The sequence below is a fragment of the Streptomyces sp. WY228 genome (assembly GCF_019287315.1).
Classification (GTDB): domain Bacteria; phylum Actinomycetota; class Actinomycetes; order Streptomycetales; family Streptomycetaceae; genus Streptomyces; species Streptomyces caviscabies.
Genome location: NZ_CP079114.1, coordinates 3414279 through 3441123, shown reverse-complemented (window position 1 = coordinate 3441123; position 26845 = coordinate 3414279). Strand labels below are relative to the sequence as shown.

Genomic DNA, 26845 nt, shown 5'->3' with positions numbered 1-26845 from the left:
TCCGTGAGCAGGGCGGCCCGGGGTCGCCGGTGCAACCGTGCCCGCGTACAAGGCATCCTTACTCATCGGGGATCGCATACGCGGGCCGGAGGCCCGCCCGGGTGGGGAGTGGAATGAACAGGCCGTTGCGGCACATAGCCATCTTCTGCGGGCTGCTGGTGCTGGCCCTGCTGCTGCGGGCGAACTGGCTCCAGCACGTCGACCGCCAGGAACTGGCCCAGCACGAGAAGAACGCCCGCGTGCGGTTCGAGCGTTTCGCCACCCCGCGCGGCGACATCATCGTCGGCGGCAAGGCGATCACCGGGTCGAAGGAGACCGACAGCAAGGACTACGCGTTCCGCCGGACCTCCAAGGACGGCCCGATGTACGCACCCGTCACCGGTTACGCCTCCCAGGCCCGCGGCACCTCGCTGCTGGAGCGGACCTACGACAGCATCCTCAGCGGCCAGGACGACCGCTTCGCCTTCCGGCACGCCAAGGACGTTCTGATGGGGCAGCCCCGGCGCGGCGGCGACGTGATCACCACGATCGACGCCAAGGCGCAGAAGGCCGGCTACAAGGGGCTGACCGACCTGGGCGCCCGGGGCGCGGTCGTCGCCCTGGACCCGGGCACCGGCAAGGTGCTGGCCCTGGTCTCGACGCCCTCGTACAACCCGGAGGTCTTCGCCGGGATCTCGTTCAAGGAGAGCGACCGCTTCACGGCGCTGGAGAAGGAGAAGGGCAAGCCGCTGGCCAACCGCCCGCTGCGCGAGACCTACCCGCCCGGCTCCACCTTCAAGATCCTCACGGCCGCGGCGGCGCTGGAGCACGGCGTGGTCACCGATGTGGACGCCCGGACGGACGCGGTCTCGCCCTACCCGCTGCCGCTCTCCTCGAACAAGATCGGCAGCGAGGCGGGTGACGCGGTCTGCAACAAGGCGTCGATGAAGACCGCCATGCAGTACTCGTGCAACAACGTCTTCCTCGACGCGGCCGCCGAACTGGGCGAGGACCGGATGCGGGAGACGGCGGAGAAGTTCGGCTTCAACGAGGACGTGTACGCGGAGGAGTTCGGCGACCTGCTCGCCACGAAGAGCCTGTACCCGCCGAAGCTCGACAAGCCCGGCACGGCCCTCACCGGCATGGGCCAGGGCAGCCTCACCAGCACCCCGATGCAGATGGCGATGGTCACGGCGGCCCTGGCCAACGACGGCAAGCTGATGCAGCCCTACATCGTCGACGAGCTGCGCGGCCCGGACCTCTCCACGCTGGAGAAGAACGAGCCGATGGAGATGAGCCAGGCCGTCTCGCCGGAGACGGCGAAGAAGGTCCAGGAGATGATGGAGCACACCGCGAAGGAGGGCAGCGCCCAGCGCGCCCTGATCGACGGTGTCACGGTCGGCGGCAAGACGGGCACCGCCCAGCGCGGTGTGGACGTCCGCGACGAGGTGCCGTACGGCTGGTTCGTCAGCTACGGCAAGAAGGACGACGGCCGCTCGGTCGCGGTCGCGGTGTTCATCGACCCGACGGACATGGACATCTCCCGCTCCGACATCTCGGGCGGTCGGCTGGGCGCCCCGATCGCGAAGAGCGTGATGCAGGCGGTGCTGGGCGACTAGGGGCCACCCCAGCCCGTCCGGAGTTTGAGGACGGAACCCTTGCCCCCACCCAGCCCGTCCGGCGTTTGAGGACGGAACCGTGCAGGTGGGCCCGGGTGCCTCCAACAGGACGCTGTGCCCCAGGACCCTCGCTGTCGCGCCGCCCTCCCTGGCAAGGGGTCCGTCCTCAAACGCCGGACGGGCTGAAGGGCCGCGCGTTCTCGAGCCCTCAGGGGGCGAGCAGAGCGGTGAGCATCCGCCTGACGACCAGGGCCAGTTCGGCCGGGTCCGGTGCCGGCCGGCTCGCGGCCGGGGCGCCGGCGATGCGGTCGTACAGCAGGCCGTCGGTCCAGGCGACGAGCAGGTCCGCCGCCTGTTCCGGATCGGGGGCGCCGAGCGACGCCAGCAGGGCGGCGGCCCTGGCGCGTGCGGCGCGGCCGGCGGTCTCCAGGCCGGCGCGGAGTTCCGGACGGCGGGTCGCCTCCAGGCTCAGCTCGAAACGGGCCAGTTGGCGGTCCCGTCCCTCGGTCAGCCAGTGGTGCAGCAGCGCGGCCAGGGCCTCGGCTGCGGAGTCCGGGTCCGGAACCCCGTGCCGCTCCTCCCAGCGGTCCACGTCGGTGACCGTCAGCGTGGCCAGGCGGAGGTAGCAGGCGCTGATCAGGGCGGATCGCGTGCGGAAGTAGTACGACGTACTGCCGGCGGGCAGCCCCGCCGCCGTGTCGACCGCGCGGTGGGTCAGGCCGCGCAGACCTGCGGCGGCCACGGTGGCGATGGCGGTGTCGGCGATCAGGTCCCGGCGGTCGGGGAGGGGAGCAGCCATGGTCCGAACTCTATAGGTGTAGAGTGCGGACCGTGATCCTCTACAGCTGTAGAGGGCCTGCGTGGGGAGGCGGTCCTTGTGGGTGTTCGTCATGCTGTCGTGGCCGGAGGCGGGATCGGCGGCCTGACCGCCGCGGTGGCGCTGAGCCGTCGCGGATGGCGGGTGACCGTGTGTGAACGGGCCTCCGCCCTCACGGGGACCGGGGCGGGCATCGTGCTCGCCCCCAACGCCCTGCGCGCCCTGGAGTCGATCGGCCTGGGCCCCGCGGTGTCGGCGGGCGAGCCCCTGGCCGGTGTGCTCGGACTCCGTACCCCCGACGGGTCGTGGCTGAGCCGGACCGGCGCCACGGCCTCCCGCTACGGGCTTCCCGCCCGTGCCGTCCACCGCGGCTTCCTGATCGACACCCTCGCCGCCGCCCTGCCGCCCGGCGCGCTGCGCCTCGGCGTCTCGGTGGGCGGGGTGGACGAGGCCGCCGAGGGTGCGGTGGTGGTGCGGACGTCGGCGGGGGAGCTGCGGGCCGATGCCGTCGTGGCGGCCGACGGACTGCGCAGCGCGCTCCGGGGACAGCTCTTCCCCCGGCACCCCGGTCCGCGCTACGCCGGTGAGACCGGCTGGCGGGCGGTGCTGTCCGGCGCCGGCCTGCCCGCGCTCCCGGCCGCCGAGACCTGGGGGAGGGGGGAGCGGTTCGGGATCGTCCCCCTCGCCGACGGCCGGGTCTATGTGTACGCGACCGCTGTCACCGGCCCCGGTACGCGGCCGGCCGACCACCGCGCGGAGCTGATCCGGCGCTTCGGCGCCTGGCACGATCTGATCCCGGCACTGCTGGAGCGGCTGGACCGGCGCGAGCCCGACCCCGTGACCGTCCTCCACCACGACTTCCACGAACTCGCCGTGCCCCTGCCCCGGTTCCACTCCGGCCGGGTGGCCCTGCTCGGTGACGCCGCCCATGCGATGACACCCAACCTGGGCCAGGGCGGCTGCCAGGCCGTCGAGGACGCGGTCGTCCTGGCGCACCTCCTCGCGGGCGACACCGGCGTACCGGCCGCGCTCGCCGCCTACACGGCGGCCCGGCACGGGCGCACGACGCGGATCAGCCGCCTTTCCCGGCGGATGGGGGGCCTCGCCCGGCTCTCCCACCCCCTGGCGGTTTCCGTCCGCGACGTCGCCGTACGGGTCACACCGTCGGTGGTCACGACACGAGGGCTGGACACGCTCCTCGGCTGGCAGCCCCCGCCGGGCCCGGCCCCGGCCGGCCCAGCACCGGCACCCGGTCCGGCCCGGGCCCCACGCCGGTCCGCCGACATCGAGGAGGAGCAGCAGCGATGAACACCGCGATCGCCGCCCGGACTTCCACCGGAGCGGATCCCGTACGGCCCTTCAGGATCGGCGCGTACGGATTCGTCGTCCTCGGGGCCGGTCACCTCGTCTTCACCGCCGCAAGGGCCTCGGCCACCCCGACCCCCGAGCAACGCACGGCCGACGCGGCGATGCGGGAGTCCACCTTCACCCTGCTCGGCCTGGAACGCACCACCCTCGACGTCACCCACGGCATGAGCATCGCCATGGCTCTCTTCGCCATCGCCTGCGGTCTGCTGATGCTCGCCGCCGTCCGCCACGCCCCTGACCTCGTCCGGCGGCGGACCGCCTTCGGCCGGGTGTCCCTGGTGGCCTCCCTGGCCGCCTTCGGGCTCGCGCTGCTCCTGTTGCCCGCCCCGCCGATCGTCATCCTGCCCGTCACCAGCTGCGCGTTCGCCCTGTCGCTACGGAGAGGGGCCGCGGACTGACGTACGGGCGCGGCGCCTGCCTCATGGCGCCGCGGCCCTCGGGGCTTTCTTCGCGCCTTCTCCGTCAGACGGTGTCGAACGTTCCGCCTCGCACGCCCGCGACGAATGCCGAGAACGCGGTGGCGGGGACGGCGACCACGGGGCTGTCCATGACCTTGGAGTCACGGACGGGGGCGATGCCGCGCGTGGCGGCGAGGTTGGCTCCACCCTCACCTGTTCCGGTAGGCGGGCCCGCGGACCGAGGGGCGGATCGGGTGGTCTCCAGGACGCTTGAGAACGCCGGACATGCCCTAGTGCGGGTCCCAGTTGCCGTCCGTGGTCGGATCCCCTGCCCCGGAGGAGACCTGGTACCCGCTCGACGCAACCTGGGGGCAGCCCCCGGCGCACTGCGGGGCAGGCCCGTCCGCCTGCGCGCCGGCCACCGGCCCGACGAGCAGCGCGGCAGCGACGCCGCCCACGGTCAGCAGCCCCGCCGCCCGGCGAGATGTCCGCTTCATCATGCTCATGTCGATCCTCTTTTCCGGTGGTTCATGTGCTTACGGTGCCTTCGGCGGCATCCTCCCCGCCACAGGCGTTCCCGTACCGCCCCACCCGACGATGCATACAACATGGTCACCGGTGGCCCATGTTCCGGCTGCCGCCGCCCGGCCCCGACCGCAGCCGCTCCAGCAGGTCCCCCTCCGCCCGCTCCGCCACCGGGTCCTCCCAGAACCGCACCGGCACGCCCCGCAGATGGCGCCCCTTCGGATCCAGGATCTGGCCCGCCAGCTTCAGCGGCCACAGGGTCACCGCCCGGTCGGCGATGGCGAGTTCGGGGAACCGGGCGCCGAGCCGGGCCTCGAACGTGGCGATGTCCTCCGCCGAGCGCAGCCAGACCGTCAGCAGCAGGTTGTACGGGCCGGACAGCGAGGCGCACAGCCGCATCTCGCGCAGGCCGATCAGCTGCGAGGCGATCCTGGCGGTCTCCCCGGGTGGGGCGATCCCCCACATCGTGACGGAGACCGGCCAGCCGGAGAGGTAGCGGGCGACCTCGCAGCGGTAGACGAGGGCGTCCTCGCGGTGCATGCGCTCCAGCCGCCGCCGGACCGTGCTCGCGCTCACCCCCGTACGTTCCGCGAGGCGCGCGGCCGGCTGGCGGCAGTCCTCGGCGAGCAGCATGCACAGCCGGGTGTCCAGCTCGTCCGGGGACGGCAGACCGCGCCGGGGCGCCGGGTGCGGGCGGCCCCGGGTCAGCTCGGACCGGCCGTCCGAGTCCAGCCGGTCGAGCCGCCACCGGCTGCCCTCCGCGTGGACGGCGGTCGCGATCTGGGACCGGGTGGCGGCGACCCCGGGCAGCGTGTCGAGCCGGAAGCCGACGTACCGGGCGAGAGCGGCCTGGTCGGGGAAGGCCGCCGTGAGGATCAGGTCCCGCGAGCCGGTGACGTGGTCGACGGTGATCAGGTGCGGGTCGTCCGCGATCTCGACCGCCACGTCGTGCAGGGCGCCCGCCGCGCAGTCCACCTCGATGAACGCGACGATCGGCACGGCGGGCCCCACCGCCACCGTGTAGCAGCTCAGCCACGCGTGCCCGGCCTCGGTGAGCCGGTTCCAGCGGCGGGCGGCGGTCGAGGCGTCGACCCCGAGGACCTTCCCGATCTGCTGCCACTCGGCGCGGGGCGAGGTCTGGAGCGCGGTGATGAGGAGGTAGTCCAGCTCGTCGAGGACGGGCTCCGGGCCGCCGGACGCGGCGGCGTCGGGCGCGTCGGTGGCGGATTCCTGCGCCGAGCGTGCCATCCGTGCACCTTCCCTGCGGACGATCATGAGGTGAGGGGGGTGCTCCGCACCATACGCCCATGTCCTTGCTGCACGACGCCCACGCCCTCGCCCCCGCCCTCACCGCCCTGCGCCACGCCCTGCACCGCGAGCCGGAACTCGGCCTCGACCTCCCCCGTACGCAGGCCAAGGTCCTCGCCGCCCTGGAGGGCCTCGGCCTGGAGATCACCCCCGGTACGGCTCTCAGCTCCGTCACCGCCGTGCTGCGCGGCGGCCGCCCCGGCCCCGCCGTCCTGCTGCGCGGCGACATGGACGCGCTGCCGGTCCAGGAGGAGACCGGACTGCCGTACGCCTCCGTCCTCGACGGCCGCATGCACGCCTGCGGCCACGACCTCCACACCACCGGCCTCGTCGGCGCCGCCCGGCTGCTGGCCGCCCGGCGCGAGGAGCTGGCCGGGGACGTGGTGTTCATGTTCCAGCCCGGCGAGGAGGGCCAGGGCGGCGCGAAGATCATGATCGACGAGGGGGTCCTCGACGCGGCGGGGGAGCGGGTCGCCGCCGCGTACGCCCTGCACGTCGTCTCCACCGGGGCCCCGACCGGCTTCGCCGCCACCCGGCCGGGACCGATGCTCGCCGCCTCCGACGCGGTCCACGTCACCGTGCACGGCCGGGGCGGGCACGGTTCGTCCCCGCACTCCGCGACCGACCCGGTGCCCGCGATGTGCGCCATGGTCACCGCGCTCCAGACCCTCGTCACCCGCGAGATCGACATCTTCGACCCGGCCGTCGTCACCGTGGGCCGGCTCCACGCGGGTACGGCCGCCAACGTCATCCCCGCCACCGCGTACTTCGACGCGACGGTCCGCACTTTCTCCGACACCTCCCACGCCACTGTCCGCGCCGCCTTCGAACGGACCGTGCACGGGGTGGCCGCCGCCCACGGCGTACGCGCGGAGATCGACTACGTCGAGCAGTACCCGCCGACCGTCAACCACACCGACGAGGCCGCCTTCGCCCTCGCCACCGCCCGCGACATCCTCGGCGCCGACCACGCTTTCGAGGCCCCGAAGCCGATGGCCGGATCCGAGGACTTCTCCTTCGTGCTGCGCGAGGTGCCCGGCGCGTTCGTCGGGCTCGGCGCCTGCCCGCCCGGCACCGACCCGGCCGCCGCACCGATGAACCACTCGCCGCAGGCGGTGTACGACGACGGCGCGCTGCCCCACGCTGCGGCCCTGCTCGCGGGCCTGGCCCTGCGCCGCCTGGCCGCAGCCGCTTCGGCCGCTGCTCTCCCCTCTCCGCTGACCGACGAGGAGCCCGCCCGCCCATGACCGCCACCGCCCCCGGGCCGGCCGCCGCCCCGCCGCCCGCCGCGCCCCGTTCCGTCACCGCCGTCGTCGGCCTGCTGATCTTCTTCGAGGTGATGAGCGGCTTCCTCCAGGTGGGCCTGGCCCCGCTGCTGCCGGACCTCGCCGACCATCTCGGCATCGGCTCCGCCGACCTCAACTGGGTGGTCTCCGTACAGCTGTTGGCCGCCGCCGTGTGCGTACCGCTGTTCGACCGGCTCGGCGACCTGTACGGGCACCGCCGAATGCTCAGGATCGCGCTGGCGCTGATCGCGGCCGGCACGGTGGTGGTCGCCCTCGCCCCCGGTTACGAGATCCTGCTCCTGGGCCGGCTGCTCCAGGGGCCGATCGCCGCTCTGCTGCCGCTGGAGATCGCCCTCGTGCGGGACCGGCTCCCGGTCGCCGACGCGCGCCGGGCGATCGCCCGCCTGGTCGGGGCGCTGACGCTGGGAGCGATGGCCGGGGGCGTGGTCATGGGCCTCGTCGACTCCGCGTTCGGCGATCTGCGCCTGACGCTCCTGGTCCCGGCAGTGCTCGCGGTGGTCTGCGTGCCGGTCTCCTTCGTCGCCGTACCGGAGTCGGCGGACCGCACCGGCGGCCGGGTCGACTGGGCGGGCGTGACGCTGCTCAGCGCCGCGATGCTCTCCCTGCTCGGCGGGGTCGGCGGCGCGGAGGGCGGCTCCTGGCTCACGGCGCGGGTGCTGGGCCCGGTCCTGCTCGGGGCGGTGCTGCTGGCGGTGTGGGTGGCGGTCGAACTGCGCAGCGCGGAACCGCTGGTCGACGTCCGGGCGCTGGCCGACCGCCGTACGGCCCCGTTCTACGCGGCCGCGTTCCTGTTCGGCGTCTTCTTCTTCGGCAGCCAGGCCCCCAACTCCACGTTCTACGCGGCGGATCCGGACGTGACGGGGTACGGGTTCGGGCTCGGCGCGCTCGCGATCTCCCTGGTTCTGCTGCCCGCGTCGGTCGGCAGCGTCATCGGCTCCCTGGGCACGGCCGCCGTCGCCCGCCGGATCGGCTACCGCCCCACATTGATGGGCGCGTTCGGCCTGGTGGCGCTGAGCTTCCTCCAATTCGCGGTGCTGCACGGCTCGGTGGGGCAGATGGCGGTGGGCTCGGCCTTCCTGGGCCTCGGCATCGGGCTGGCGCTGGGGGCCATGCCGACGGTGATCGTGGAGGCCACGGAGCCCGCGCGCACGGGGATCGCTGCCGCGCTCTACAACAACGTGAAGACCCTGGGCGGTGCGGTGGCGGGCGGCGTCTTCGCCTCGGTCCTGGGCGCGTTCACCGGGTCCGCCACGGGGGAGCCGAGCGAGGGCGGGTACGTGGCGGTGTGGGTGGTGGGGGCGGTGTGCGCGGGGGCGGCGGTCCTGATGACGCTACTGGCACGCCGAGAGGAGGCCCTCTTCCAGGGCGACCACTCCGGCCCGTCCGGCGTTTGAGGACGGAACCCTTGCTCCCCACTCCGGCCCGTCCGGCGTTTGAGGACGGAACCTTTGCTCCCACTCCGGCCCGTCCGGCGTTTGAGGACGGAACCCTTGCTCCCCACCCCAGCCCGTCCGGCGTTTGAGGACGGAACCCTTGCGCGGGTGGGCGGTGCGACTGCGGGGGCCCGGGGCACAAGGTCCCGTCGGTGGCAGCCGGGTCCGCCCGCACGGTTCCGTCCTCAGCGCCGGACAGGCTGGAAGTCCCGCCCCGTCAGGCGGCGGCCGCCGGGGACTTCGGGGGCTCGACCGAGGTGAGGCCACCGTCCACCGGGATGACGGCCCCGTTCACGTACGAGCCACCGGGCCCGGCGAGGAAGGCGATCACCTCGCTGACATCCTCCGGCACGGCGACACGGCGCAGCGGGATCAGCGGGACGTACATGTCGAGGTACTCGGCCGGAGCGCTCGTGCGGACCGGGCCGGGCGCGACCGCGTTGACGCGCACCCCGGACGGACCGTACTCGGCGGCCCAGGAACGGGTCAGGGCGTTCACCGCCCCCTTGGTGGCGGCGTAGACCGCGTTGTACACGTCCCCCATCACGGCCGCCCCACTGCTGACGTTGATCACGCTGCCGCCGCCCCGCTCGGCCATCTTCGGAGCCAGGGCGGCGGTCAGCGCGTAGACCGCCCGTACGTTGCCGTCGAGCATGGCGTCGTACTGCTCGGCGGTGATGTCGGCGCTGAGACCGAAACTGGCCCCGGCGGCGTTGTTCACCAGGATGTCCACGTCGCCGGCTTCCCGGACCAGCCGGGCCACGTCCTCCGGGTCGGTCAGGTCGGCCGCGATGAACCGGGCCGTGCCGCCGTCGGCCTCGAGCCCGGCGACCACCTCGGCGCCGCGCTCGGCGTTGCGGCCGGTCACCACCACGCTCGCCCCTCGCGCGGCCAGGGACCGGGCCGTCGCGCGGCCGATGCCGGTGGTGGAGCCGGTGATCAGGGCGGTCTTTCCGGTCAGCTCACTCATGTCGCGCTCTCTTTCTCACTGCGGGAAGGTGTCGCCTTAACAGGCTTCGACCAGCCGAAAATTCCGTACCAACCGATCGGTGCAGAATTACCGTAGCACTTTAGGACCGGTCGGTACCGAATCGCTATACTCGGTGGCATGGACACCCAACGGAGCGCGCCCGCGCCGGTCGGACGGCCCAGGGGCTTCGACGCCGACGAGGCTCTCGAGAACGCGATGCGGGTCTTCTGGCAGAACGGCTACGAGGGCACGAGCCTGCCCGACCTCACCGAGGCCATGGGGATCAGCCGCACCAGCATGTACGCGGCCTTCGGCAACAAGGAGGATCTGTTCCGCAAGGCTCTGGCGCGCTATGCCGATGGCCCGGCCTCGTACGGTGCCGAGTCGGTGGCCGAACCGACTGCCCACCAGGTGGCCACGGTCTTCCTCCGGGGCGCGGTCCGGAGCAGTACCCTGCCGGGCTACCCGACGGGGTGCCTCAGTTTGCGGGCCTCGTTGATCGGGGGCGAGAGCGGCCAGACGGTCCGTGCACTGCTGGCGGCGTGGCGCGACGAGACGAGCGCCCTGTTGAGCGAGCGCTTCCGGCGTGCGGTGGACGAGGGCGACCTGGCCGCGGGAACCTCCCCGGATCTGCTGACCCGGTACCTCATGACGATCGGCAACGGCGTCGCTGTCCAGGCCGCCGGCGGTGCCGAGCCCGCTGACCTCGAACGGATCGTCGGCGCGGTCCTGCAGAGCTGGCCGCCGAATCTCTCAGGGCCTGAGGAGCCGTAGCCTCCCCACCCGGCTAACCCGCCCCACTCCAGCCCGTCCGGCGTTTGAGGACGGAACCCTTGCGCGGGTGGGCGGTGCGACGGCGGGGGCCTGGGGCACAAGGCCCCGTCGGCGGCACCCAGGTCCATCTGCACGGTTCCGTCCTCAAGCGCCGGACGGGCTGGCAAGGCCGGCCCCTACCGCACCGACCGCAACGCCCCCCGCCGCACCCCCGTCGCCTCCGCCGCAGCGGGCGTCGTGGCCGGGGCCGGGGCCGTCAGCCCCACCAACTCCGTCAACGCGTCGATACGGAAGTCCGCCGTCTCCACCACGTCCGGATGCTCCGCCCACCAGTGCCCGTACGGCCCCCGCCGCAGATGCGCCGTCCGCAGCCCCGCCGCCGCGGCCGGGAACAGGTCGTCGGCCGGGTGGTCGCCCACGTACAGCGTCGCCTCCGGGGCTGCGCCCGCCACTTCGGTCACCCGTGCGAAGAACTCCGGGTCCGGCTTCCGTACGCCCCACTCGCCCGAGGTGACCACCAGGTCGGCGGGCAGGTCCAGGGCCCGCAGCAACTCCCCGGCCCGGACCGTGCCGTTGCCCGCCACCACGACCCGGATGCCCGCGGCCCGCAGTTCGGCCAGCGCGGGCCTGACGTCCTGATAGAGGTCCGACTCGTCGAGGTGCTCACCGCGCCCGGCGGCGGCCCGGGCCCGGTACGCCTCCTCGACGTCCATGTCGGGCCGCAGGATCCGCAGCGCGTCCGTGGCCTCGCGGCCCTGGGCGACGGCCGCGCCCACCAGCGCACCGAGCGTGTGCGGTGGTACGCCGAGCCAGTCGGCCCAGGACGCCCAGTGCCGGTCGTCGCGTACGAGGGTTTCGCCGATGTCGAGGACGATCGTTTCCATCACCGTTCCGACACTAGGCGCGAGGACACCGTCGACGGGGTCTCATCCGGGTGAGTCGGCCCGCACGGGTGACCACCGGGCCACCGAAGAGTGATCGGACACACCCCGCGGCCTGCGCATCCCGTACCAGGCCCTGGTCCGGCGCAGGCGTCTCGCTCGTATGCTCGGTTCATGACCGATCCTGATCCTCAGAGCGGACGTCCCACCTCCAACGCCATGCGGCGCGCGCTCAAACGCGCCCGTGACGGTGTCGCCCTCGATGTCACCGAGGCCGCCGTCCTGCTCCAGGCGCGCGGCGACGATCTGAAGGATCTGGCCGCGTCCGCCGCCCGGGTCCGGAACGCGGGCCTGGAGGCGGCCGGCCGGCCGGGCGTGATCACGTACTCGCGCAAGGTCTTCATCCCGCTCACCCGCCTCTGCCGCGACCGGTGCCACTACTGCACCTTCGTGACCGTCCCCGGCAAGCTCCGCCGGGACGGCCACGGCATGTTCCTCTCGCCCGACGAGGTGCTGAAGATCGCCCGTGAGGGTGCGGCGATGGGCTGCAAGGAAGCGCTGTTCACCCTCGGCGACCGCCCCGAGGACCGCTGGCCCGAGGCGCGGGAGTGGCTGGAGGCGGAGGGGTACGACGACACGCTCGCGTACGTACGCGCCATGGCGATCCGGGTCCTGGAGGAGACGGGCCTGCTGCCCCACCTCAACCCGGGCGTCATGACCTGGACCGACCTACAGCGGCTGAAGCCCGTCGCGCCCTCCATGGGGATGATGCTGGAGACGACGGCGACCCGTCTGTGGTCCGAGCCGGGCGGCCCGCACCACGGCTCCCCGGACAAGGAACCGGCCGTACGGCTGCGGGTCCTGGAGGACGCGGGGCGCTCCAACGTCCCCTTCACCACCGGCATCCTGATCGGCATCGGCGAATCGTACGAGGAGCGCGCCGACTCGCTCTTCGAGCTGCGCAAGACGGCCCGCGCCTACCACGGCATCCAGGAAGTCATCGTGCAGAACTTCCGGGCCAAGCCGGACACGGCGATGCGCGGGATGCCCGACGCCGAGCTGGAGGAGCTGGCCGCCGCCATCGCGGTGGCCCGGCACATCCTCGGCCCGTCCGCCCGGATCCAGGCCCCGCCGAATCTGGTGGACGCCGAGTACGCGCTCCTCATCGGCGCGGGCATCGACGACTGGGGCGGCGTCTCGCCGCTCACCCCCGACCACGTCAACCCCGAGCGCCCCTGGCCGCACATCGACGAACTGGCGGAGAAGACGGCGGAGTCGGGCTTCACGCTCCGTGAACGCCTCACCATCTACCCCGAGTTCATCCAGCGCGGCGAGCCCTGGCTCGACCCCCGTCTCCTCCCGCACGTCCGCGCGCTCGCCGACCCGGAGACCGGCCTCGCCCGCGAGGACGCGCTGCCCGTCGGCCTGCCCTGGCAGGAGCCGGACGAGGGCTTCACCTCCTCCGGCCGCACCGACCTGCACGCCACCATCGACACCGAGGGCCGCACCGGCGACCGGCGTGACGACTTCGACGTGGTGTACGGGGACTGGGAGGCGCTCCGCGAGGCGGCGGCCCCCGGCATGGTCCCGTCCCGCATCGACGCCGACGTACGCCAGGCCCTGAGCCAGGCGGCCGACGACCCGACGAAGCTCACCGACGACCAGGCCCTCGCGCTGCTGCACGCGGACGGCCCGGCGCTGGACGAGCTGTGCCGGATCGCGGACGCGCTGCGCCGGGACGTGGTCGGCGACGACGTCACGTACATCGTCACGCGGAACATCAACTTCACCAACGTCTGCTACACCGGCTGCCGTTTCTGCGCCTTCGCCCAGCGCCGCACCGACGCCGACGCGTACACCCTCTCGCTGGACCAGGTCGCGGACCGGGCGGCGCAGGCGTGGGACGTGGGCGCGGTCGAGGTCTGCATGCAGGGCGGCATCCACCCGGACCTGCCGGGCACGGCGTACTTCGACATCGCGCGGGCGGTGAAGGAGCGCGTCCCCGGCATGCACGTGCACGCCTTCTCGCCCATGGAGGTCGTCAACGGCGCGACCCGCACCGGGATGTCGATCCGCGACTGGCTGACCGCCGCCAAGGAGGCCGGGCTCGACTCGATCCCCGGTACGGCGGCGGAGATCCTGGACGACGAGGTCCGCTGGGTCCTCACCAAGGGCAAACTGCCCACCGCCACCTGGCTGGAGGTCATCAAGACGGCGCACGAGGTGGGCCTGCGCTCGTCCTCGACGATGATGTACGGGCACGTCGACCAGCCCCGCCACTGGCTCGGCCACTTCCGTACGCTGTCCCGACTCCAGCAGGAGACCGGCGGGTTGACGGAGTTCGTCACCCTCCCCTTCATCCACACCAACGCCCCGGTCTACCTCGCCGGCATTGCCCGCCCGGGCCCGACCGACCGCGACAACCGGGCGGTGACGGCGATGGCGCGGCTCCTCCTGCACCCGCACATCACCAACATCCAGACCAGCTGGGTGAAGCTGGGCACGGAGGGCGCGGCGGAGATGCTGCGCTCGGGCGCGAACGACCTGGGCGGCACGCTGATGGAGGAGACCATCTCCCGGATGGCCGGGTCGAGTTACGGCTCGTACCGCTCGATCCAGGACCTGAAGGCCATCGCCGACCTGGCGGGCCGCCCGTCCCGCCCGCGGACGACGCTGTACGGGGAGGTCCCGGCCGAACGGGTCGCGGCGGCCACGGCATCGGACGGCCATCTGCCGGAACTGCTGCCGGTGCTGCCCAGCTGAGCGCGGAGGAGAGGAGCGGGGCAGGGTTGTTCGCCCGCCCCGCCCACCTCTTCCCGCCCCGGCGTCATACCGTTGCGGCGTGATGGAAGCTCCGCACCTGGACGCGATCCGGCAGTCGTACGACGCCGTGGCCGCCGATTACGCCCGGTCCGTCAAGGACCCGGCCGAGCTGGACCCGTTGTCGCGTGCCGTGCTGGCCGCGTTCGCCGAGCTGGTCGCGTCGGCGGGCCTCGGGCCGACGGTCGACGTGGGCTGCGGACCGGGCAAGGTCACCGCGTACCTGACCCGGCTGGGCGTCGACGCCTTCGGGGTCGACCTCTCTCCGGGGATGGTCGGGCTGGCCCGCGCGGCCCATCCGGAGCTGCGGTTCGACGTCGGCTCGATGTCCGCTCTGGAGGCGGACGACGGTGAACTCGGCGGCGTCCTGGCGTTCTACTCCACGCACCATCTGCCGCCGGAGGCGCTGCCCGGAGCGTTCGCCGAGTTCCACCGGACGCTGGCGCCCGGCGGGCACCTGCTGCTCGTCACCCGGGTCGGCGACACCGGGCACCAGCGCCGGACATACGGCTACGGGGGCGGCGAGGCCGTCCCGTTCGACAGCTACCGGCTGCCCGCGGACCGGATCGCGGAGCTGCTGGAGCGGGCGGGGTTCGTCGTCACCGGGCGGACGTTGCAGGAACCCGAGGCGGGCGCGAACCGGCCGGTCGCCGGGTTCCTGGCCCGGAAGCCGGAGCAGCCGAAGGAGCTAGGCCGCCGCGCGCTCGCCCACCGGCCGTCTGCGCTGGGCGACATCGGTCAGTGAGGGCGGGGTCCACACGCCGTCCGGCGGATAGACGTCGGTGCCGGGCGCGACGATCGCGTCGATCCGGTCGAGCGTCTCGTCGTCCAGCGTGAGCGAGGCCCCCTTCAGCAGCCCCTCCAACTGCTCCATCGTGCGCGGGCCGATGATCACAGAGGTGACCGCCGGGTGGGCCGGCGGGAAGGCGACCGCCAGCTCGGGCAGGGTGGCCCCGATGCTGTCGGCCACGGCGACGAGCTGCTCGACGACCTCCAGCTTGGCGGCGGTCAGCGGCGCATCGGGGTCGAACCGGTGCGGTTGCAGCGCCGCCCGCCCGGTGGTCAGGTCGATGGTCCCGCCCTTGCGGTACCTGCCGGTCAGGAAGCCGGAGGCGAGCGGGCTCCAGGTCAGCACGCCCATGCCGTAGCGCCGGCAGACGGGCAGGACGGCCCGCTCGATGCCCCGGGCGAGGATCGAGTACGGCGGCTGCTCGGTCCGGAACCGGCTGAGGCCGCGCCGCTCGGCGACCACCTGCGACTCCACGATCTCCTCGGCCGGGAACGTCGAGCAGCCGAAGGCGCGGATCTTGCCCGCGCGCACGAGGTCGCTCAGCGCGGAGAGGGTCTCCTCGATGTCCGTGGTGTGGTCGGGGCGGTGGACCTGGTAGAGGTCGATCCGGTCGGTGCCGAGGCGGCGCAGGCTCTCCTCGACCTCCTGGACGATCCAACGCCGTGAGTTGCCACCCCGGTTGGGTCCTTCGCCCATCGGAAAGTGGACCTTGGTGGCGAGGACGACATCGTCGCGCCGCCCCTTCAGCGCCTTGCCGACGATCGTCTCGGACTCACCGGCGGAGTACATGTCCGCGGTGTCCACGAAGTTGATGCCCGCGTCGAGGGCGGCGTGAATGACGCGTACGGAGTCGTCGTGGTCGGGGTTGCCGACCGAGCCGAACATCATCGTGCCGAGACAGTACGCACTGACCTCGATGCCGGTGCCGCCGAGTGTGCGGTAGTGCATGGTCGAGCTCCCTGGTGGATGCGGGTGTGCCGGGGCCGGACCCGCCGCACTGTAGGACTTCGAGTGCGCTCCAGGGCAAGGCCTTCGGGAAGATCCCCGTTTCGTTCTGTCATGCTCCGGGCAACTCATGCGCGACGCCACCCCACCGTCCCGTGCCGACGAGCCAGGAGAGCCACCCGTGCGAAAGCAGCTGATACCCACCCCCGCCCGTACCGCCGCCGTCCTCGCCGCCGCCGGTCTTCTCGTCCTGGGCACCGGCTCCGCCGCCCATGCCGATCCGCCGGGCAACCTGCCGCAGAACGCGGGTGGTTACGAGCAGACCTTCTCGCCCGCCTACGACTACGACGGTGACGGCTGCTACGCCACCCCCGCCATCGGCCCGGACGGCACCCTCGCGCCCGGTCTGAAGACGAGCGGCGCGATCAACGGCAGCTGCCGGGACCAGTGGGACCTGGACAACTCCCAGACGTACGCACGCTCGAAGTGCAACAACGGCTGGTGCGGCATCGTCTACGCGAGCTACTTCGAGAAGGACCAGGCCGTCCACGGCAGTGGACTCGGCGGCCACCGGCACGACTTCGAGCATGTGATCTCCTGGGTCGACCAGGGCTCCAACCAGGTTGAATACGTCTCGACCACGCAGCACAGCACGGTCAAGACCTACCCGCGCTCACAGGTGCGGTTCGACGGCTCGCACCCCAAGGCCGTCTACCACAAGGACGGTCCGAGCACGCACTTCTTCCGCCTCGCCAACGGCAACGACGAGCCGCCGGAGAACCACTACGGCGACTGGCGCTACCCGCCGATCGTCGACTGGAACGGCTTCCCCAGCGCGGAGTTGCGCGACAAGCTCATGAACGCCGACTTCGGGTCCGCGACCATCAAGGTCACCGACAAGGACGACCGCTTCCGCAACCTCCTCAACAACTCCAAGCCCGCCGGAATCCCCTTCGATCCCTGGGCCTGACATTCCTGACCGCTGATCAGAAATACTCCGCCGTCAGGTAGTCCAGATGCTCTGCGTCGGCCGGCCGCACGGACGCGCGCGGCAGCCGGCGCAGAGCGGCGATGTCCTCGGCCTCGAACAGCCCGGTGACCGCGAGTTCGCCCAGCGCGTTCAGCTCGGACTCCAGGCAGTCCGCGTCCTGCTCCAGGACGGCGGCCGAGGTGAGGAGCGAGGCCGGCGTCCGGACCTCCCGCCGGTCGAAGGACCGCACCCGGTCGCTGATCGTCTCGCACGCCCGCTCCCGGACCTTCGCCGCATCCGACACGAGGCCCCGGGTGAGGGAGAGCAGCTGCTCGTCCCCGACGGAGCGGGCGGGGCGGGCAGGGTGCGCGGGGCGGGCGCGGGCGCGCAGTCCCCTGCGGCTCCGGCGAACCCCTCCGACCAGAACCCCGTCGGCTCCGGCGTCCCGTCCAGCGCCGCGTCGACCCGCCCCCGGATGTACGCACCGGTCATCGGGCACTCCAGCGCCCGGTCCGTCCGGCAGTCGAGCATGTGGGTGAGCACCCCCACGGCCCGCTCCAGCCGCCCGATCCGCTCGCGCAGCACGTCCCGCTGGCCCGCGATCAGGGCCAGCCGGTCGCCCAGCCGGTCGCTGTCCACGATGGCGCTCGTTTCCGCGAGCGTGAGCAGGCCGTCCTCGTGCCAGAGCTGCGCGTACGCCAGCCGGGCCAGGTCGGCGCGGCGGTAGTACTGGACCCGGCCCCGGCGCTCGCTGTGCCGGACGAGGCCGCGCTCCTCGTAGAAGCGCAGGGTCGCCACCGTCAGCCCGAAGGCTGTGCCGGGTCGTCGCAGCACCCACCGGAAGGCCCAGGCCCCGGGCCGGGCACGGCTGAGCGGCCCGGCCCGGCCCCGGACGGCAACCCGGCCCGACCCGACCCGACCGTACCGGGCACAGGATGTCGGGTCCGGCACAGTGGGCCTTTCCTAACGTGGTGATCGCAAGGGAAGAAGGAAGGACGGCCAGGGGTGCTGGAGCGGCTGAACGAGGCCATGGACCACATCGAGGACCACCTCGACGAGACGGTCGACGCGGCCGAGCTGGCCCGTATCGCCATGACGTCGGAGTACCACTTCCGGCGGATGTTCTCCGCGCTGGCGGGCATCCCGCTCTCCGAGTACGTCCGCCGCCGACGGATGACGCTCGCCGGGGCCGAAGTGCTCGCCGGGGAGCGGACGCTGCTCGATGTGGCGGTGCGGTACGGGTACAGCTCGGGCGAGGCGTTCGCGCGTGCCTTCCGCGCCGTGCACGGGGTGGGCCCCGGCGAGGCGCGGCGCACGGGTGCGGCTCTGCACTCCCAGCCCCGGATGTCCTTCCGCCTGATCGTCGAAGGGAGCAGCAGCATGCGGTACCGGGTGGTGGAGAAGGACAGGTTCCGGCTCGTGGGCCGGGGGACACGGATCCCGCTGGTCTACGAGGGGATGAACCCGGCCATCGTGGAGTTCGTCAAGAGCATCGGCAAGGAGACGCTGGGGCGCTGGGAGGAGCGGGCGACGGGGGAGCCGGACGGTGTCCTGGCCGTCGTCGGCAACCACTCCGCAGAGGACGCGGAAGGCACCGAACTCGACTACTTCCACGGGGTGGTGAGCGAGACGGAGGTGCCCGGCGCGTCGGAGGCCCTGGACATCGAGCCGGGCCTGTGGGCGGTGTTCGAGTCCTCGGGAGAGTTCCCGCTGGCGGTCCAGTACCTCTGGCGGGACGTGTACACGCAGTGGTTCCCGTCGAACCCGTACCGGAGCCGCCCGGGCCCGTCGCTCTCGCGCACCCGGGTGTCCGAGGACGGCACGCACGCGGACGCGGAGGTGTGGATCCCGGTGGAGCGGGCCGGCGACTGACCCCGACGACGATCGCGGCGACCCGTCACCCCAGGGTGAGCTGGAAGCGGGCCGTCTCCCGGTGGCCGGAGTGCGGAGGGGTGACCTCCACCGTGACCGGGACACCCTTCCGGTCCGGCTTCAACCGGACCGGGACGGTGCGCTCCTCGTCCTCGGGGAGGGGCGGCGCGAGGGCGGAGGCGGACTCGTCCCAGTTCAGCCAGTCCACGTAGCTGCCGGCGGCGTAGTCCTGGCCGGACTCGTCGGGCTCGACTTCGAGCGTGTCGGAGAGCGACTTCTCGCCGAGGAGCAGTTCCTCGTCGGTGCCGTTCTTGAAGGTCACGGTGAGGCTGTAGGTGCCGTCGTCCTGCCGCTCGGGGAAGCTGACGGTGACCCACAGCCCGTCCTCATACCGTGCCGTCGTACCGGGACCGAACGGTTGGTACGCGCTGCCCGAGCGGCCGGTCCGTTCCAGCTGCCCGTCGCCGTCGAGGCCCTTCTCGAACTCCGTGAAGGCATGCGCTCCCAGCGCGATCAGCGTGAAGAAGGCGATCAGGGCGATAGCGCAGCCGTAGAACCCCCGCGAGCTCGCGGGGGTTGACGTTTCTGCTGCGGTGGTCGCTTCTTCCGTGTCCATGCAGGCCACGCTAGGCAGCGGCCCGCGCGTGATCATGAGCGCCGGTACTCAGGGGCGGTTGAGTAGGCACGAGGCCGCCGCCCCGGTCCGGCCGGGGCGGCGGCTGCCGGATCCCGGGGACCGCTGACAGACTGGCCCCATGCCTCCGTCCAGCCCCCGCCGCCTCTCCCTCCAGCAGATCGTCGAAGGGCAGCGCCGTGCCGCCTTCGTCGGGCGGGAGGCCGAACTCGGCCTGTTCCGCGCCAACTTCGCGCTGCCGCCCGAAGACCCCCGGCACCGGTTCGTCTTCCATGTGCGGGGCAACGCCGGGGTCGGCAAGACCTCGCTCGTACGGGAATGGCGTGAGCTGGCGGGGGAGTTCGGGGCGTTGACCGCTTCGGTCGACGAGAGCGCCGACTCCGTGCCCGACGTACTCGCCGCCATCGCCGCGCAGTTCGCCGAGCAGGGGTATCCGCTCAAGGCGCTGGACCGGCTGCTCGACACGTACCGGCGGGCTCTCCACGACATGGCCGGGCGGCTCGCGGCGGACAACGAGGGCTCGGGCGGCGACCCTTCGCCCGGGGCGCTCGCCGCCGCGCAGGCCGGGCTGATCGCGGCCGGGGCGATCCCGGTCGTCGGGGCGCTGGCCGGGGGCATCGACCCGGCGGTCCTGGCCCGGGGCGCGGGCGGGCTGCGGGCGGTGTTCGGCGGGCGGGCCCGGCAGCAGGAGGAGGCCCGGCTGCTGGCCGAACCGGTACGGGTCCTCACACCGGTGTTCGTCGCCGAGATCGACCGGGTCGCGGACGCGGTGCCCTGGGTCGTCCTGTTCCTGGACACCTACGAGCGCACCGCGCCCCAGCTGGACCGGTGGCTGGCGGACCTGCTGACCCCCGGGCGGTACGGCGAACTGCCCGCCAACCTCGTCCTGACCCTGGCCGGTCAGCGCCGCCTCGACCCGGTGCACTGGGGCGACCGGGGCCGGCTGGTCGCCGACGTGCCGCTCGGGCCGTTCACGGAGGAGGAGTCGCGCCAACTCCTGTACGGGCGCGGTGTGGTGGCGGAGCCCGTGGTGCGGGAGGTGCTGCGGCTCTCCGGCGGGCTGCCGGTCCTGGTGTCGACGCTCGCGGCCAACCCCGGGGCGGCCGGAGAGGCGAACGCCACCGCCGTCGAACGCTTCCTGGCCGGGGAGAGCGACCCGGTCCGCCGGGCGGCCGCGCTGGCCTGCGCGCTGCCCCGCCGGTTCGACGAGGACCTGGTGGCCGTGGCCGTACCGCACGGGTCGCACGTCGTCCCCGGGCTCTACGACTGGCTGCTCGAACTGCCCTTCGTCGCCGAGCCGTACAGCGGGCGCTCCCGTTACCACGCCGTCGTCCGGGCCCCGATGCTCCGCCTCCAGCGCACCGGATCGCCTCGGCGGTGGAAGGCGGCGCACGACCGGCTGGCCGAGGCCTTCGCCGCCCGGCGGGACGCGGCGGCCGAGGGCCTGGACCCGGAACGCCTCTGGGCCTCGCAGCCGTGGCGCCGGGCCGCCCTGGACGTGCTCTACCACCGGCTCTGCGCCCGCCCGCGCACCGCGCTGCCCGAGGCCCTGCGCGCCGGTATAGCGCTGTGCGACCAGCGGCCGTCCCGGGCCCGGTACTGGGCCCGGACCCTCATGGAGGCGGGCGAGGACGCCGACGACGCCGTACTGCGGGAGTGGGGGCGGGATCTGCTCGCCGCCGTGACGGACCACGGGCCCCGCCCCACCGCCGCGCTCGGCCTCCTGCTGACCCGGGCCGAGCTGACCGACCGGGACCGGGCGGCCGCCCTGGTGGCGCGGGCCTGGGACCGCTTCCGGGCCGGGGAGCTGGACGCCGCGCTCTCCGACCACGGGCGGGCCGTCGCCGTGGACCCGCGCAGCGAACGCGCCCACCAGGGGCGGGCGGTGATCCTGCGGTCGCTCGGCCGGTACGAGGAGGCCCTCGCCGACCTGGACCGGGCCGAGGAGATCGCGCCCGCCTGGGCCTGGGCGGTCCGCGAGCGGGGCGAGACGTACCGGCGGATGGGGCGGCTGGAGGAGGCCCTGACCGTGCTGGACCGGGCCCACGCGATGGACCCGGCCGACGCGGTGCCGCTCGGCAGCCGGGGCCTGGTCCGCCATGTGCTGGGCCGGCACGAGGAGGCGCTCGACGACTTCGACCGGGCGATAGCGCTGTGGCCCGAGTACACCTGGGCGCTGGTCCGGCGGGCCCGGGTCCGCACCGCGCTCGGCGACCCGGTGGGCGCCCTCGCCGACCTGGACCGGGCCGAGGAGCTGACCCCCGGGCTCGCCGGGACGGAGGGGGAGCGGGGCGAGGTGTACCGGGCGACGGGCCGCCACGAGGAGGCCGTCGCCTGCTACGGGCGGGCGCTGGCCCTGGACCCCGACTACGCCTGGGCGCACGGCAGCAGGGCCCTCGCGCAGGAGGCCCTGGGCCGGATCCCGGAGGCGCGCGCGGACCTGGACCGGGCGCTGGAGCTGGACCCGGGGTACGCGTGGGCCCGGGCGCAGCGGGAGCGGCTGGGGGCCTGCACGGGGCAGTAGGTTCGCGGGTATGCGTGATGTGCGGGTGGTGCTGATCGGCGGGACCTCGAACACCGGGAAGTCGACCGTCGCCGAGGCGGTGGCGGAGTGGCTCGGGTTCGAGCACCGCTCCACGGACGGTCTGGCCCGGCACCCGGGACGGCCCTGGCGGACCCCGGAGCAGGAGGTACCGCCGCATGTCGCCGAGCACTACGGGACGTTGACCACCGACGAGCTCATCGCCTCCGTTCTCGCCCACTACGAACGGCTCTGGCCGCGTATCGAGGAGCTGATCACCGACCGCGCGGAGGACGGGGCGCCGGGCCTGGTCCTGGAGGGCTCGGCGCTGTGGCCCGAGCGGGTCGCCCGGCTGACGGCGCCCCGTACGGCCGCTGTGTGGCTGACCGCCGACGACACGGTCGTACGCGACCGGGTGCGGGCGGCGGGGCGGTACGCGGAGGCCTCGGAGGGGGAGCGGCTGCTGATGGACCGGTTCCTGGCCCGTACAGGTCGCTACCAGTCGTTGATGGTGGACGCCGTCGACGCGCTCGGCCTGGACCGGGTCGACACCGGCGGACGTACGGTGTCGGAGCTGGCCGACGCCGTGCTGGCGGCCGTCGAGGTCCAGTCACGCCCGGCACGTGGAGGTTCCGGGGACAGAGCCTTCGTCACGGATGAGGAGACACACGATCTGGGCGGCCCCATCACGCGTGCGGACGTGCGAAGGATCATGGCCGAGAGATCCCGGGGCAGGGAGCAGCCCTAGGGGCCGTCCGCCCACCGCCCAAAAACGACCTGCGGGACGTCCGTCGACATACCCGTACGTACCCCGGTCGCGCCCTCTACCGCCCGTTCCCGTTCGATTACAGTGCTTGCGCGGTCGCCCGCAGAGGCCCGCGGAGGCGAGCACGTGGTGCCGGGAGCGGTGACGGGAGGGGGCGGGGTGAGCACAGGGACCACGGCGGTCTGGGGCCGGGCCGAGCAGCAGGACTTCCGCAGCCGGGTCCGCGGGGCCCTGCTCGGCGGAGCCGTCGGGGACGCGCTCGGGGCCGGGGTCAGCGCGCTCGTGCTGGAGGAGATCCGCGCCGCCCACGGGGTCGAAGGCGTCACCGACTACGTTCCCGCGCACGGCAGACGCGGCGCCGTCACCGCCCTCACCCAGCTCACCCTGTTCACCGTCGACGGACTCATCCGCGCCCAGGTCCGCCGCGACACCGGAGCCTGGCACCCGCCCACCGACGTGCACCGGGCCCATCTGCGCTGGGCCGCCACCCAGCACCACTGGGGGCCCGACGAACGGCGCGAGGACAACGGCTGGCTGGCCGCCGAGGAGTGGCTCTACGCCCGCCGCGACCCCGCCCGGGAATGCCTCGGCGGCTTCGGCGACACCGTCATGGGCACCCTGGACCGGCCGAAGAACCCCACCGCCCGGGACGCGGGCGCGCTCACCCGGTCCGCGCCGTTCGGGCTCCTGGTGGGCTGGGAGCCGGGGCTCGTGCTCCAGCTCGCCGTCGAGTGCGCGGCCCAGTCCCACGGCCACCCCGCGGCCCAGCTGTCCGCCGGAGCCTTCGCCGTACTGGTCCACGGGCTCGCGCGCGGCGAGAGCCTGGACGGCGCCGTGCAGCACACGCTGGCCCTGCTCACGGAACGCCCCGGCCACGAGCCGGTGACCGAGGCGCTGCGGCAGGCGCTGGGCTCGGTGCGGCAGGGGATCCCGGGTCCGGCGCTGATCGAGGCGCTGGGCGCGAGCGACGCCGCCGAGGAGGTTCTGGCCGTCGCCGTGTACTGCGCGCTGGTCAGTGAGGACATCCGGCACGGGCTGCGGCTCGCGGTGAACCACAGCGGCCCCTCCCGCGCCACCGGGTCGGTCTGCGGTGCGCTGCTCGGGGCGCTGCACGGCGAGACCGCGCTGCCGCCGGCCTGGCTCGCGGAGCTGGAGGGGAGGTCCACGCTCCTCGAACTGGCCGACGACTTCGCGATGGAGATGACCCAGGGCCCCGCCCTGCACAGCCCGTCGGCCGTCGCCCCGGGCTGGCTGGCCCGCTACCCGCGCGGCTGAGGTGCGGTCCGCCGACTACCCGCGCGGCTGAGGTGCGGGGGTCGGGCCTCCGTCCTGGGCGGGGATCGCGGCGGCCGTCGCCGTACCGTCACCGCCGTCGTCACCGTCGCCTTCGTTGATCTTCGTCAGGATCGCGTCGCGCTCCGGGGTGTCCTCCGGCTTCACGAAGCCGATCAGGATGTAGAGCAGGAGCGAGACGGCCAGCGGTACGGACACCTGGTACTGGAGCGGCACGCCGCCCTCGACGGCCCAGTTGATCGGGTAGTTGACCAGCCAGAAGGCGATCAGGCCCGCAGCCCAGCTGATCAGCGCCGCCGTCGGCCCGGACTTCCGGAACGGGCGCAGCAGACCCAGCATGAACGGGATCGCGATCGGACCCATCAGCCCGGCGACCCACTTGATCACGACGGTGATGATGTCCTTGAACGTGGGCGAGTTGATCTGCGTGGCGATGGCCATCGACAGGGCCAGGAAGGCCACCGTGGTCCAGCGGGCCGCGATCAGCCCGGCCCGCTCGCTCCAGCCGCGCGCCGCCTTGGAGAGGGTCGGCGCGATGTCCCGGGTGAAGACGGCCGCGATGGCGTTGGCGTCCGAGGAGCACATGGCCATCGTGTGCGAGAAGAAGCCGACGATGACCAGCCCCAACAGCCCGTGCGGGAGCAGCTGTTCGGTCATCAGGGCGTAGCTGTCGGAGGCGTCCGGCTTCTGCGCGTCGACCAGCAGCGGGGCGCACCACATCGGGAAGAACAGCACCACCGGCCAGACGAGCCAGAGCAGTGCCGAGAGCCGCGCGGAGCGCGTCGCGGAGGCGGCCGAGTCGGTCGCCATGTACCGCTGGGCCTGGTTCCACATGCCGCCGTTGTACTCGAAGGTCTTGATGAACAGGAACGCCATCAGGAACGTCACCGTGTACGGGCCCGCGGTCGGGTCCGCGTGCCCTTCCGGGAGCTTGTCCCACACCGTCCACAGGGTGGAGAAGCCGTCGAGCTTGCTCATCACGGCGAACAGCATCGCCAGGCCGGCGAACAACTGGATGATGAACTGGCCCAGTTCGGTGAGGGCGTCCGCCCACAGCCCGCCGACCGTGCAGTAGATCCCGGTGACGACGCCGGTGATCAGGATGCCCTGGGTGATGGAGAGGCCGGTGAACACCGACAACAGGGTGGCGATGGCCGCCCACTTCGCGCCGACGTCCACGATCTTCAGCAGCAGCCCGGACCAGGCGAGCGCCTGCTGGGTCTGGATGTTGTAGCGGTTCTTGAGGTACTCCAGCGGCGAGGCGACATGGAGCCGCGAGCGCAGCCGGTTCAGCCGGGGCGCGAAGAGCTTCGCGCCGATGAAGATGCCGATGGCGATCGGCAGCGACCAGGTCACGAAGGACGTGACCCCGTACTGGTACGCGATGCCGGCGTAACCGGTGAACATCACCGCGCTGTAGCCGGACATGTGGTGCGAGATGCCCGACAGCCACCACGGCATCTTGCCGCCGGCCGTGAAGAAGTCGCTGACGTTGTCCACGCGCTTGTGCGACCAGAGTCCGATCGCGACCATCACGCCGAAGTAGCCGATGAGCACAGTCCAGTCGAGACTGTTCATGTCCCCCTCCAGGGGTCCGCCTTGTGAACGGGAACGCACTTCGTCGGTACGGCCGTTCAGCGGCGTCCCCTTGCGGGAGCGGGGACTTCGGGGATTGAACCCCCTGTGAGGGGCCACGGTCAAGACTGTCTACGGTCATGGATATGAACGGCAATCAGCAAGACGAACGATTTTACTTGTTCTTGACCTTGTGGGGCGTTGTCGCGAACGTGACGGCGGCCACACGATGGGCGGGCACTTCGTCAGGCTGTGCAGAAGAGAAGCGAAGAGAAGCAGAGCGAAGAGAAGTTCGAAGAGGTTCGGAGACGTCAGGGCGCGTGCGGCAACGCGCGAAGGCCGCACGGGATGCGGGTCCCGTGCGGCCGAGAAGTCCGAGAGGTTCGATGAGTTCGAGGGGTCCGAGGGGGCCGAGAGGAGGGGTGGTTCGTGTGTGAACGCGTCAACGCATCAGCTCACCCGCGTTGACCAGCAGTGACTGGCCGGTGATCGCCCGGGCCCGGTCGGAGGCCAGGAAGGCGACGGCCTCCGCCACGTCCCCGTCCGTGGCCAGCTCCGGCAGTGCCATCCGCTCGGTGAGCCGGGCCAGCACCTCGGACTCCGGTACGCCTTCGGAGTGCGCGGCGAACTGGACGTACGCCTGCACCGGCGGCCCCCACATCCAGCCCGGCAGCACCGTGTTGACCCGGATCCGGTCCGGCCCCAGCTCCCGGGCGAGCGAGTACATCGCCGAGGTGAGCGCCCCCTTGGACGCCGCGTACGCCGCCTGCCACACCTGGGACGGGGCGGCCACCGCGGACTGCGTGCCGATCACCACCACCGAGCCGCCCCGCTCCTTGAGCGCGGGCAGGCAGGCCCGGGTCATCCGCAGCGTACCGAGCAGGTTCACGTCGATGACCGACTGCCAGGTGGCGAAGTCCGCGTCCTGGAGTCCGCCGAAGTAGCTGTCCCAGGCGGCCACGTGGACCACCGCGTCGATGCCGCCGAACCGCTCCACCGCCAGTGCGGCCAGCGCCTCGCACTGCGCCTCGTCCGTGATGTCGGTCGGCAGGTGGGCCGTGTGCCGGCCCGCCGGGTCGATCTCCGCCGCCGACTTGGCCAGGTTCGCCGCCGTACGCGCACCGAGCACCGCGCGCCCGCCGTCGCGCACCACGGTCTCCGCGACCCGGTGCCCGAGCCCCGGCCCGACGCCGGACACGATGACGGTCTTCCCCGCGAGCAACATAGGCGCCTCCCGGCCCTGGAAGTTCATCTGACGGACCGTCAGAGTAGGGGGACGT

General features: G+C 72.8%; 23 protein-coding genes and 2 pseudogenes. 13 read left to right on the top strand and 12 right to left on the bottom strand.

The genetic code is table 11. The annotated features are described in order from the left end of the window. Window positions 1-113 precede the first annotated feature (113 nt). Complete coding sequence (locus tag KV381_RS14900) at window positions 114-1598, top strand: penicillin-binding protein 2 (protein WP_030078651.1); 1485 nt, start codon at window positions 114-116, stop codon at window positions 1596-1598. Window positions 1599-1806: 208 nt separating this feature from the next. Here the strand turns inward: KV381_RS14900 and KV381_RS14895 are convergent, their stop codons facing one another. Further along, window positions 1807-2397 (bottom strand): TetR/AcrR family transcriptional regulator, encoded by a 591-nt coding sequence (locus tag KV381_RS14895; RefSeq protein ID WP_218785371.1) that lies wholly within the window; start codon window positions 2395-2397, stop codon window positions 1807-1809. Between the two features lie 78 nt (window positions 2398-2475). Between KV381_RS14895 and KV381_RS14890 the strand changes: the two genes are divergently transcribed. Together KV381_RS14890 and KV381_RS14885 are read left to right on the top strand one after the other, a co-directional pair. Next, window positions 2476-3723, top strand: a complete 1248-nt coding sequence (locus KV381_RS14890) for an FAD-dependent monooxygenase (protein ID WP_218785370.1) — start codon at window positions 2476-2478, stop codon at window positions 3721-3723. Further along, window positions 3720-4181 carry a hypothetical protein gene (locus KV381_RS14885; protein WP_218785369.1) on the top strand — a complete coding sequence of 154 codons (462 nt, stop codon included), beginning with the start codon at window positions 3720-3722 and terminating at the stop codon, window positions 4179-4181. Before KV381_RS14890 ends, KV381_RS14885 begins: the two co-directional genes overlap by 4 nt. Before the next feature lie 64 nt (window positions 4182-4245). Here KV381_RS14885 and KV381_RS14880 read toward each other — a convergent pair. From KV381_RS14880 to KV381_RS14870, 3 genes and pseudogenes are all read right to left on the bottom strand, one after another. Further along, a pseudogene (locus KV381_RS14880) lies at window positions 4246-4392 on the bottom strand (DUF397 domain-containing protein); the annotation flags it as partial. A 79-nt stretch (window positions 4393-4471) separates the two neighbouring features. After that, the gene (locus KV381_RS14875; RefSeq protein ID WP_218787362.1) at window positions 4472-4687 is read right to left on the bottom strand and encodes a hypothetical protein; all 216 of its coding nucleotides are present in this window, start codon (window positions 4685-4687) and stop codon (window positions 4472-4474) included. A 106-nt stretch (window positions 4688-4793) separates the two neighbouring features. Further along, window positions 4794-5954: an Lrp/AsnC family transcriptional regulator gene (locus KV381_RS14870; RefSeq protein WP_218785368.1), complete on the bottom strand. Its 1161-nt coding sequence runs from the start codon at window positions 5952-5954 to the stop codon at window positions 4794-4796. Window positions 5955-6013: 59 nt separating this feature from the next. Between KV381_RS14870 and KV381_RS14865 the strand changes: the two genes are divergently transcribed. Together KV381_RS14865 and KV381_RS14860 are read left to right on the top strand one after the other, a co-directional pair. Continuing rightward, window positions 6014-7261 carry a M20 family metallopeptidase gene (locus KV381_RS14865; protein ID WP_218785367.1) on the top strand — a complete coding sequence of 416 codons (1248 nt, stop codon included), beginning with the start codon at window positions 6014-6016 and terminating at the stop codon, window positions 7259-7261. Then, window positions 7258-8715, top strand: coding sequence for an MFS transporter (locus tag KV381_RS14860; RefSeq protein WP_218785366.1), 1458 nt, complete (start codon window positions 7258-7260; stop codon window positions 8713-8715). Before KV381_RS14865 ends, KV381_RS14860 begins: the two co-directional genes overlap by 4 nt. 256 nt (window positions 8716-8971) lie before the next feature. Here KV381_RS14860 and KV381_RS14855 read toward each other — a convergent pair whose 3' ends face one another. Further along, on the bottom strand, window positions 8972-9724 hold the full coding sequence (locus KV381_RS14855) for an SDR family NAD(P)-dependent oxidoreductase (protein WP_218785365.1): 753 nt from the start codon (window positions 9722-9724) through the stop codon (window positions 8972-8974). Window positions 9725-9862: 138 nt separating this feature from the next. On the opposite strand from KV381_RS14855, the gene KV381_RS14850 reads away from it, so the two are divergent. Continuing rightward, window positions 9863-10498, top strand: coding sequence for a TetR/AcrR family transcriptional regulator (locus tag KV381_RS14850; protein WP_218785364.1), 636 nt, complete (start codon window positions 9863-9865; stop codon window positions 10496-10498). Window positions 10499-10674: 176 nt separating this feature from the next. Here the strand turns inward: KV381_RS14850 and KV381_RS14845 are convergent, their stop codons facing one another. Continuing rightward, window positions 10675-11382: an HAD family hydrolase gene (locus KV381_RS14845; protein ID WP_218787230.1), complete on the bottom strand. Its 708-nt coding sequence runs from the start codon at window positions 11380-11382 to the stop codon at window positions 10675-10677. 171 nt (window positions 11383-11553) lie between these two features. Between KV381_RS14845 and KV381_RS14840 the strand changes: the two genes are divergently transcribed. Both KV381_RS14840 and KV381_RS14835 read left to right on the top strand, forming a co-directional pair. Further along, on the top strand, window positions 11554-14142 hold the full coding sequence (locus KV381_RS14840) for a bifunctional FO biosynthesis protein CofGH (protein ID WP_030078639.1): 2589 nt from the start codon (window positions 11554-11556) through the stop codon (window positions 14140-14142). 82 nt (window positions 14143-14224) lie between these two features. Next, window positions 14225-14944 (top strand): class I SAM-dependent methyltransferase, encoded by a 720-nt coding sequence (locus KV381_RS14835; protein WP_218787229.1) that lies wholly within the window; start codon window positions 14225-14227, stop codon window positions 14942-14944. Here the strand turns inward: KV381_RS14835 and KV381_RS14830 are convergent. After that, the gene (locus KV381_RS14830) at window positions 14888-15937 is read right to left on the bottom strand and encodes an aldo/keto reductase (RefSeq protein ID WP_218785363.1); all 1050 of its coding nucleotides are present in this window, start codon (window positions 15935-15937) and stop codon (window positions 14888-14890) included. The genes KV381_RS14835 and KV381_RS14830 overlap by 57 nt on opposite strands. A 127-nt stretch (window positions 15938-16064) precedes the next feature. Between KV381_RS14830 and KV381_RS14825 the strand changes: the two genes are divergently transcribed. After that, entirely contained in the window at window positions 16065-16904 is an 840-nt protein-coding gene (locus KV381_RS14825; protein ID WP_078845904.1) for an NPP1 family protein, read from the top strand. Window positions 16905-16920: 16 nt separating this feature from the next. Here the strand turns inward: KV381_RS14825 and KV381_RS14820 are convergent, their stop codons facing one another. Further along, window positions 16921-17208: a hypothetical protein gene (locus tag KV381_RS14820; RefSeq protein WP_256995266.1), complete on the bottom strand. Its 288-nt coding sequence runs from the start codon at window positions 17206-17208 to the stop codon at window positions 16921-16923. 374 nt (window positions 17209-17582) lie between these two features. Beyond that, window positions 17583-17702 (bottom strand): annotated as a pseudogene (locus KV381_RS36465) (MerR family transcriptional regulator); the annotation flags it as partial. 207 nt (window positions 17703-17909) lie between these two features. Between KV381_RS36465 and KV381_RS14810 the strand changes: the two are divergent. Continuing rightward, window positions 17910-18776 (top strand): AraC family transcriptional regulator, encoded by an 867-nt coding sequence (locus KV381_RS14810; RefSeq protein ID WP_030624715.1) that lies wholly within the window; start codon window positions 17910-17912, stop codon window positions 18774-18776. A gap of 25 nt (window positions 18777-18801) precedes the next feature. Here KV381_RS14810 and KV381_RS14805 read toward each other — a convergent pair whose 3' ends face one another. After that, a complete protein-coding gene (locus KV381_RS14805) occupies window positions 18802-19392 on the bottom strand; it encodes a hypothetical protein (RefSeq protein ID WP_247594967.1) in 591 nt (196 codons plus the stop codon). Window positions 19393-19531: 139 nt separating this feature from the next. Here KV381_RS14805 and KV381_RS14800 point away from each other — a divergent pair, with 139 nt between their 5' ends. The 3 genes from KV381_RS14800 (at window position 19532) to KV381_RS14790 (ending at window position 23972) form a co-directional block, all read left to right on the top strand. Then, the gene (locus KV381_RS14800; RefSeq protein WP_103537393.1) at window positions 19532-21934 is read left to right on the top strand and encodes a tetratricopeptide repeat protein; all 2403 of its coding nucleotides are present in this window, start codon (window positions 19532-19534) and stop codon (window positions 21932-21934) included. A 10-nt stretch (window positions 21935-21944) separates the two neighbouring features. After that, window positions 21945-22679 carry a hypothetical protein gene (locus KV381_RS14795; protein WP_218785362.1) on the top strand — a complete coding sequence of 245 codons (735 nt, stop codon included), beginning with the start codon at window positions 21945-21947 and terminating at the stop codon, window positions 22677-22679. A 177-nt stretch (window positions 22680-22856) separates the two neighbouring features. Then, window positions 22857-23972: an ADP-ribosylglycohydrolase family protein gene (locus KV381_RS14790; RefSeq protein WP_030078621.1), complete on the top strand. Its 1116-nt coding sequence runs from the start codon at window positions 22857-22859 to the stop codon at window positions 23970-23972. A gap of 15 nt (window positions 23973-23987) precedes the next feature. Here KV381_RS14790 and KV381_RS14785 read toward each other — a convergent pair whose 3' ends face one another. Then, complete coding sequence (locus KV381_RS14785; protein WP_030624724.1) at window positions 23988-25568, bottom strand: sodium:solute symporter family protein; 1581 nt, start codon at window positions 25566-25568, stop codon at window positions 23988-23990. Window positions 25569-26007: 439 nt separating this feature from the next. Then, window positions 26008-26790 carry an SDR family oxidoreductase gene (locus tag KV381_RS14780; protein WP_030078617.1) on the bottom strand — a complete coding sequence of 261 codons (783 nt, stop codon included), beginning with the start codon at window positions 26788-26790 and terminating at the stop codon, window positions 26008-26010. Window positions 26791-26845: the final 55 nt, after the last annotated feature.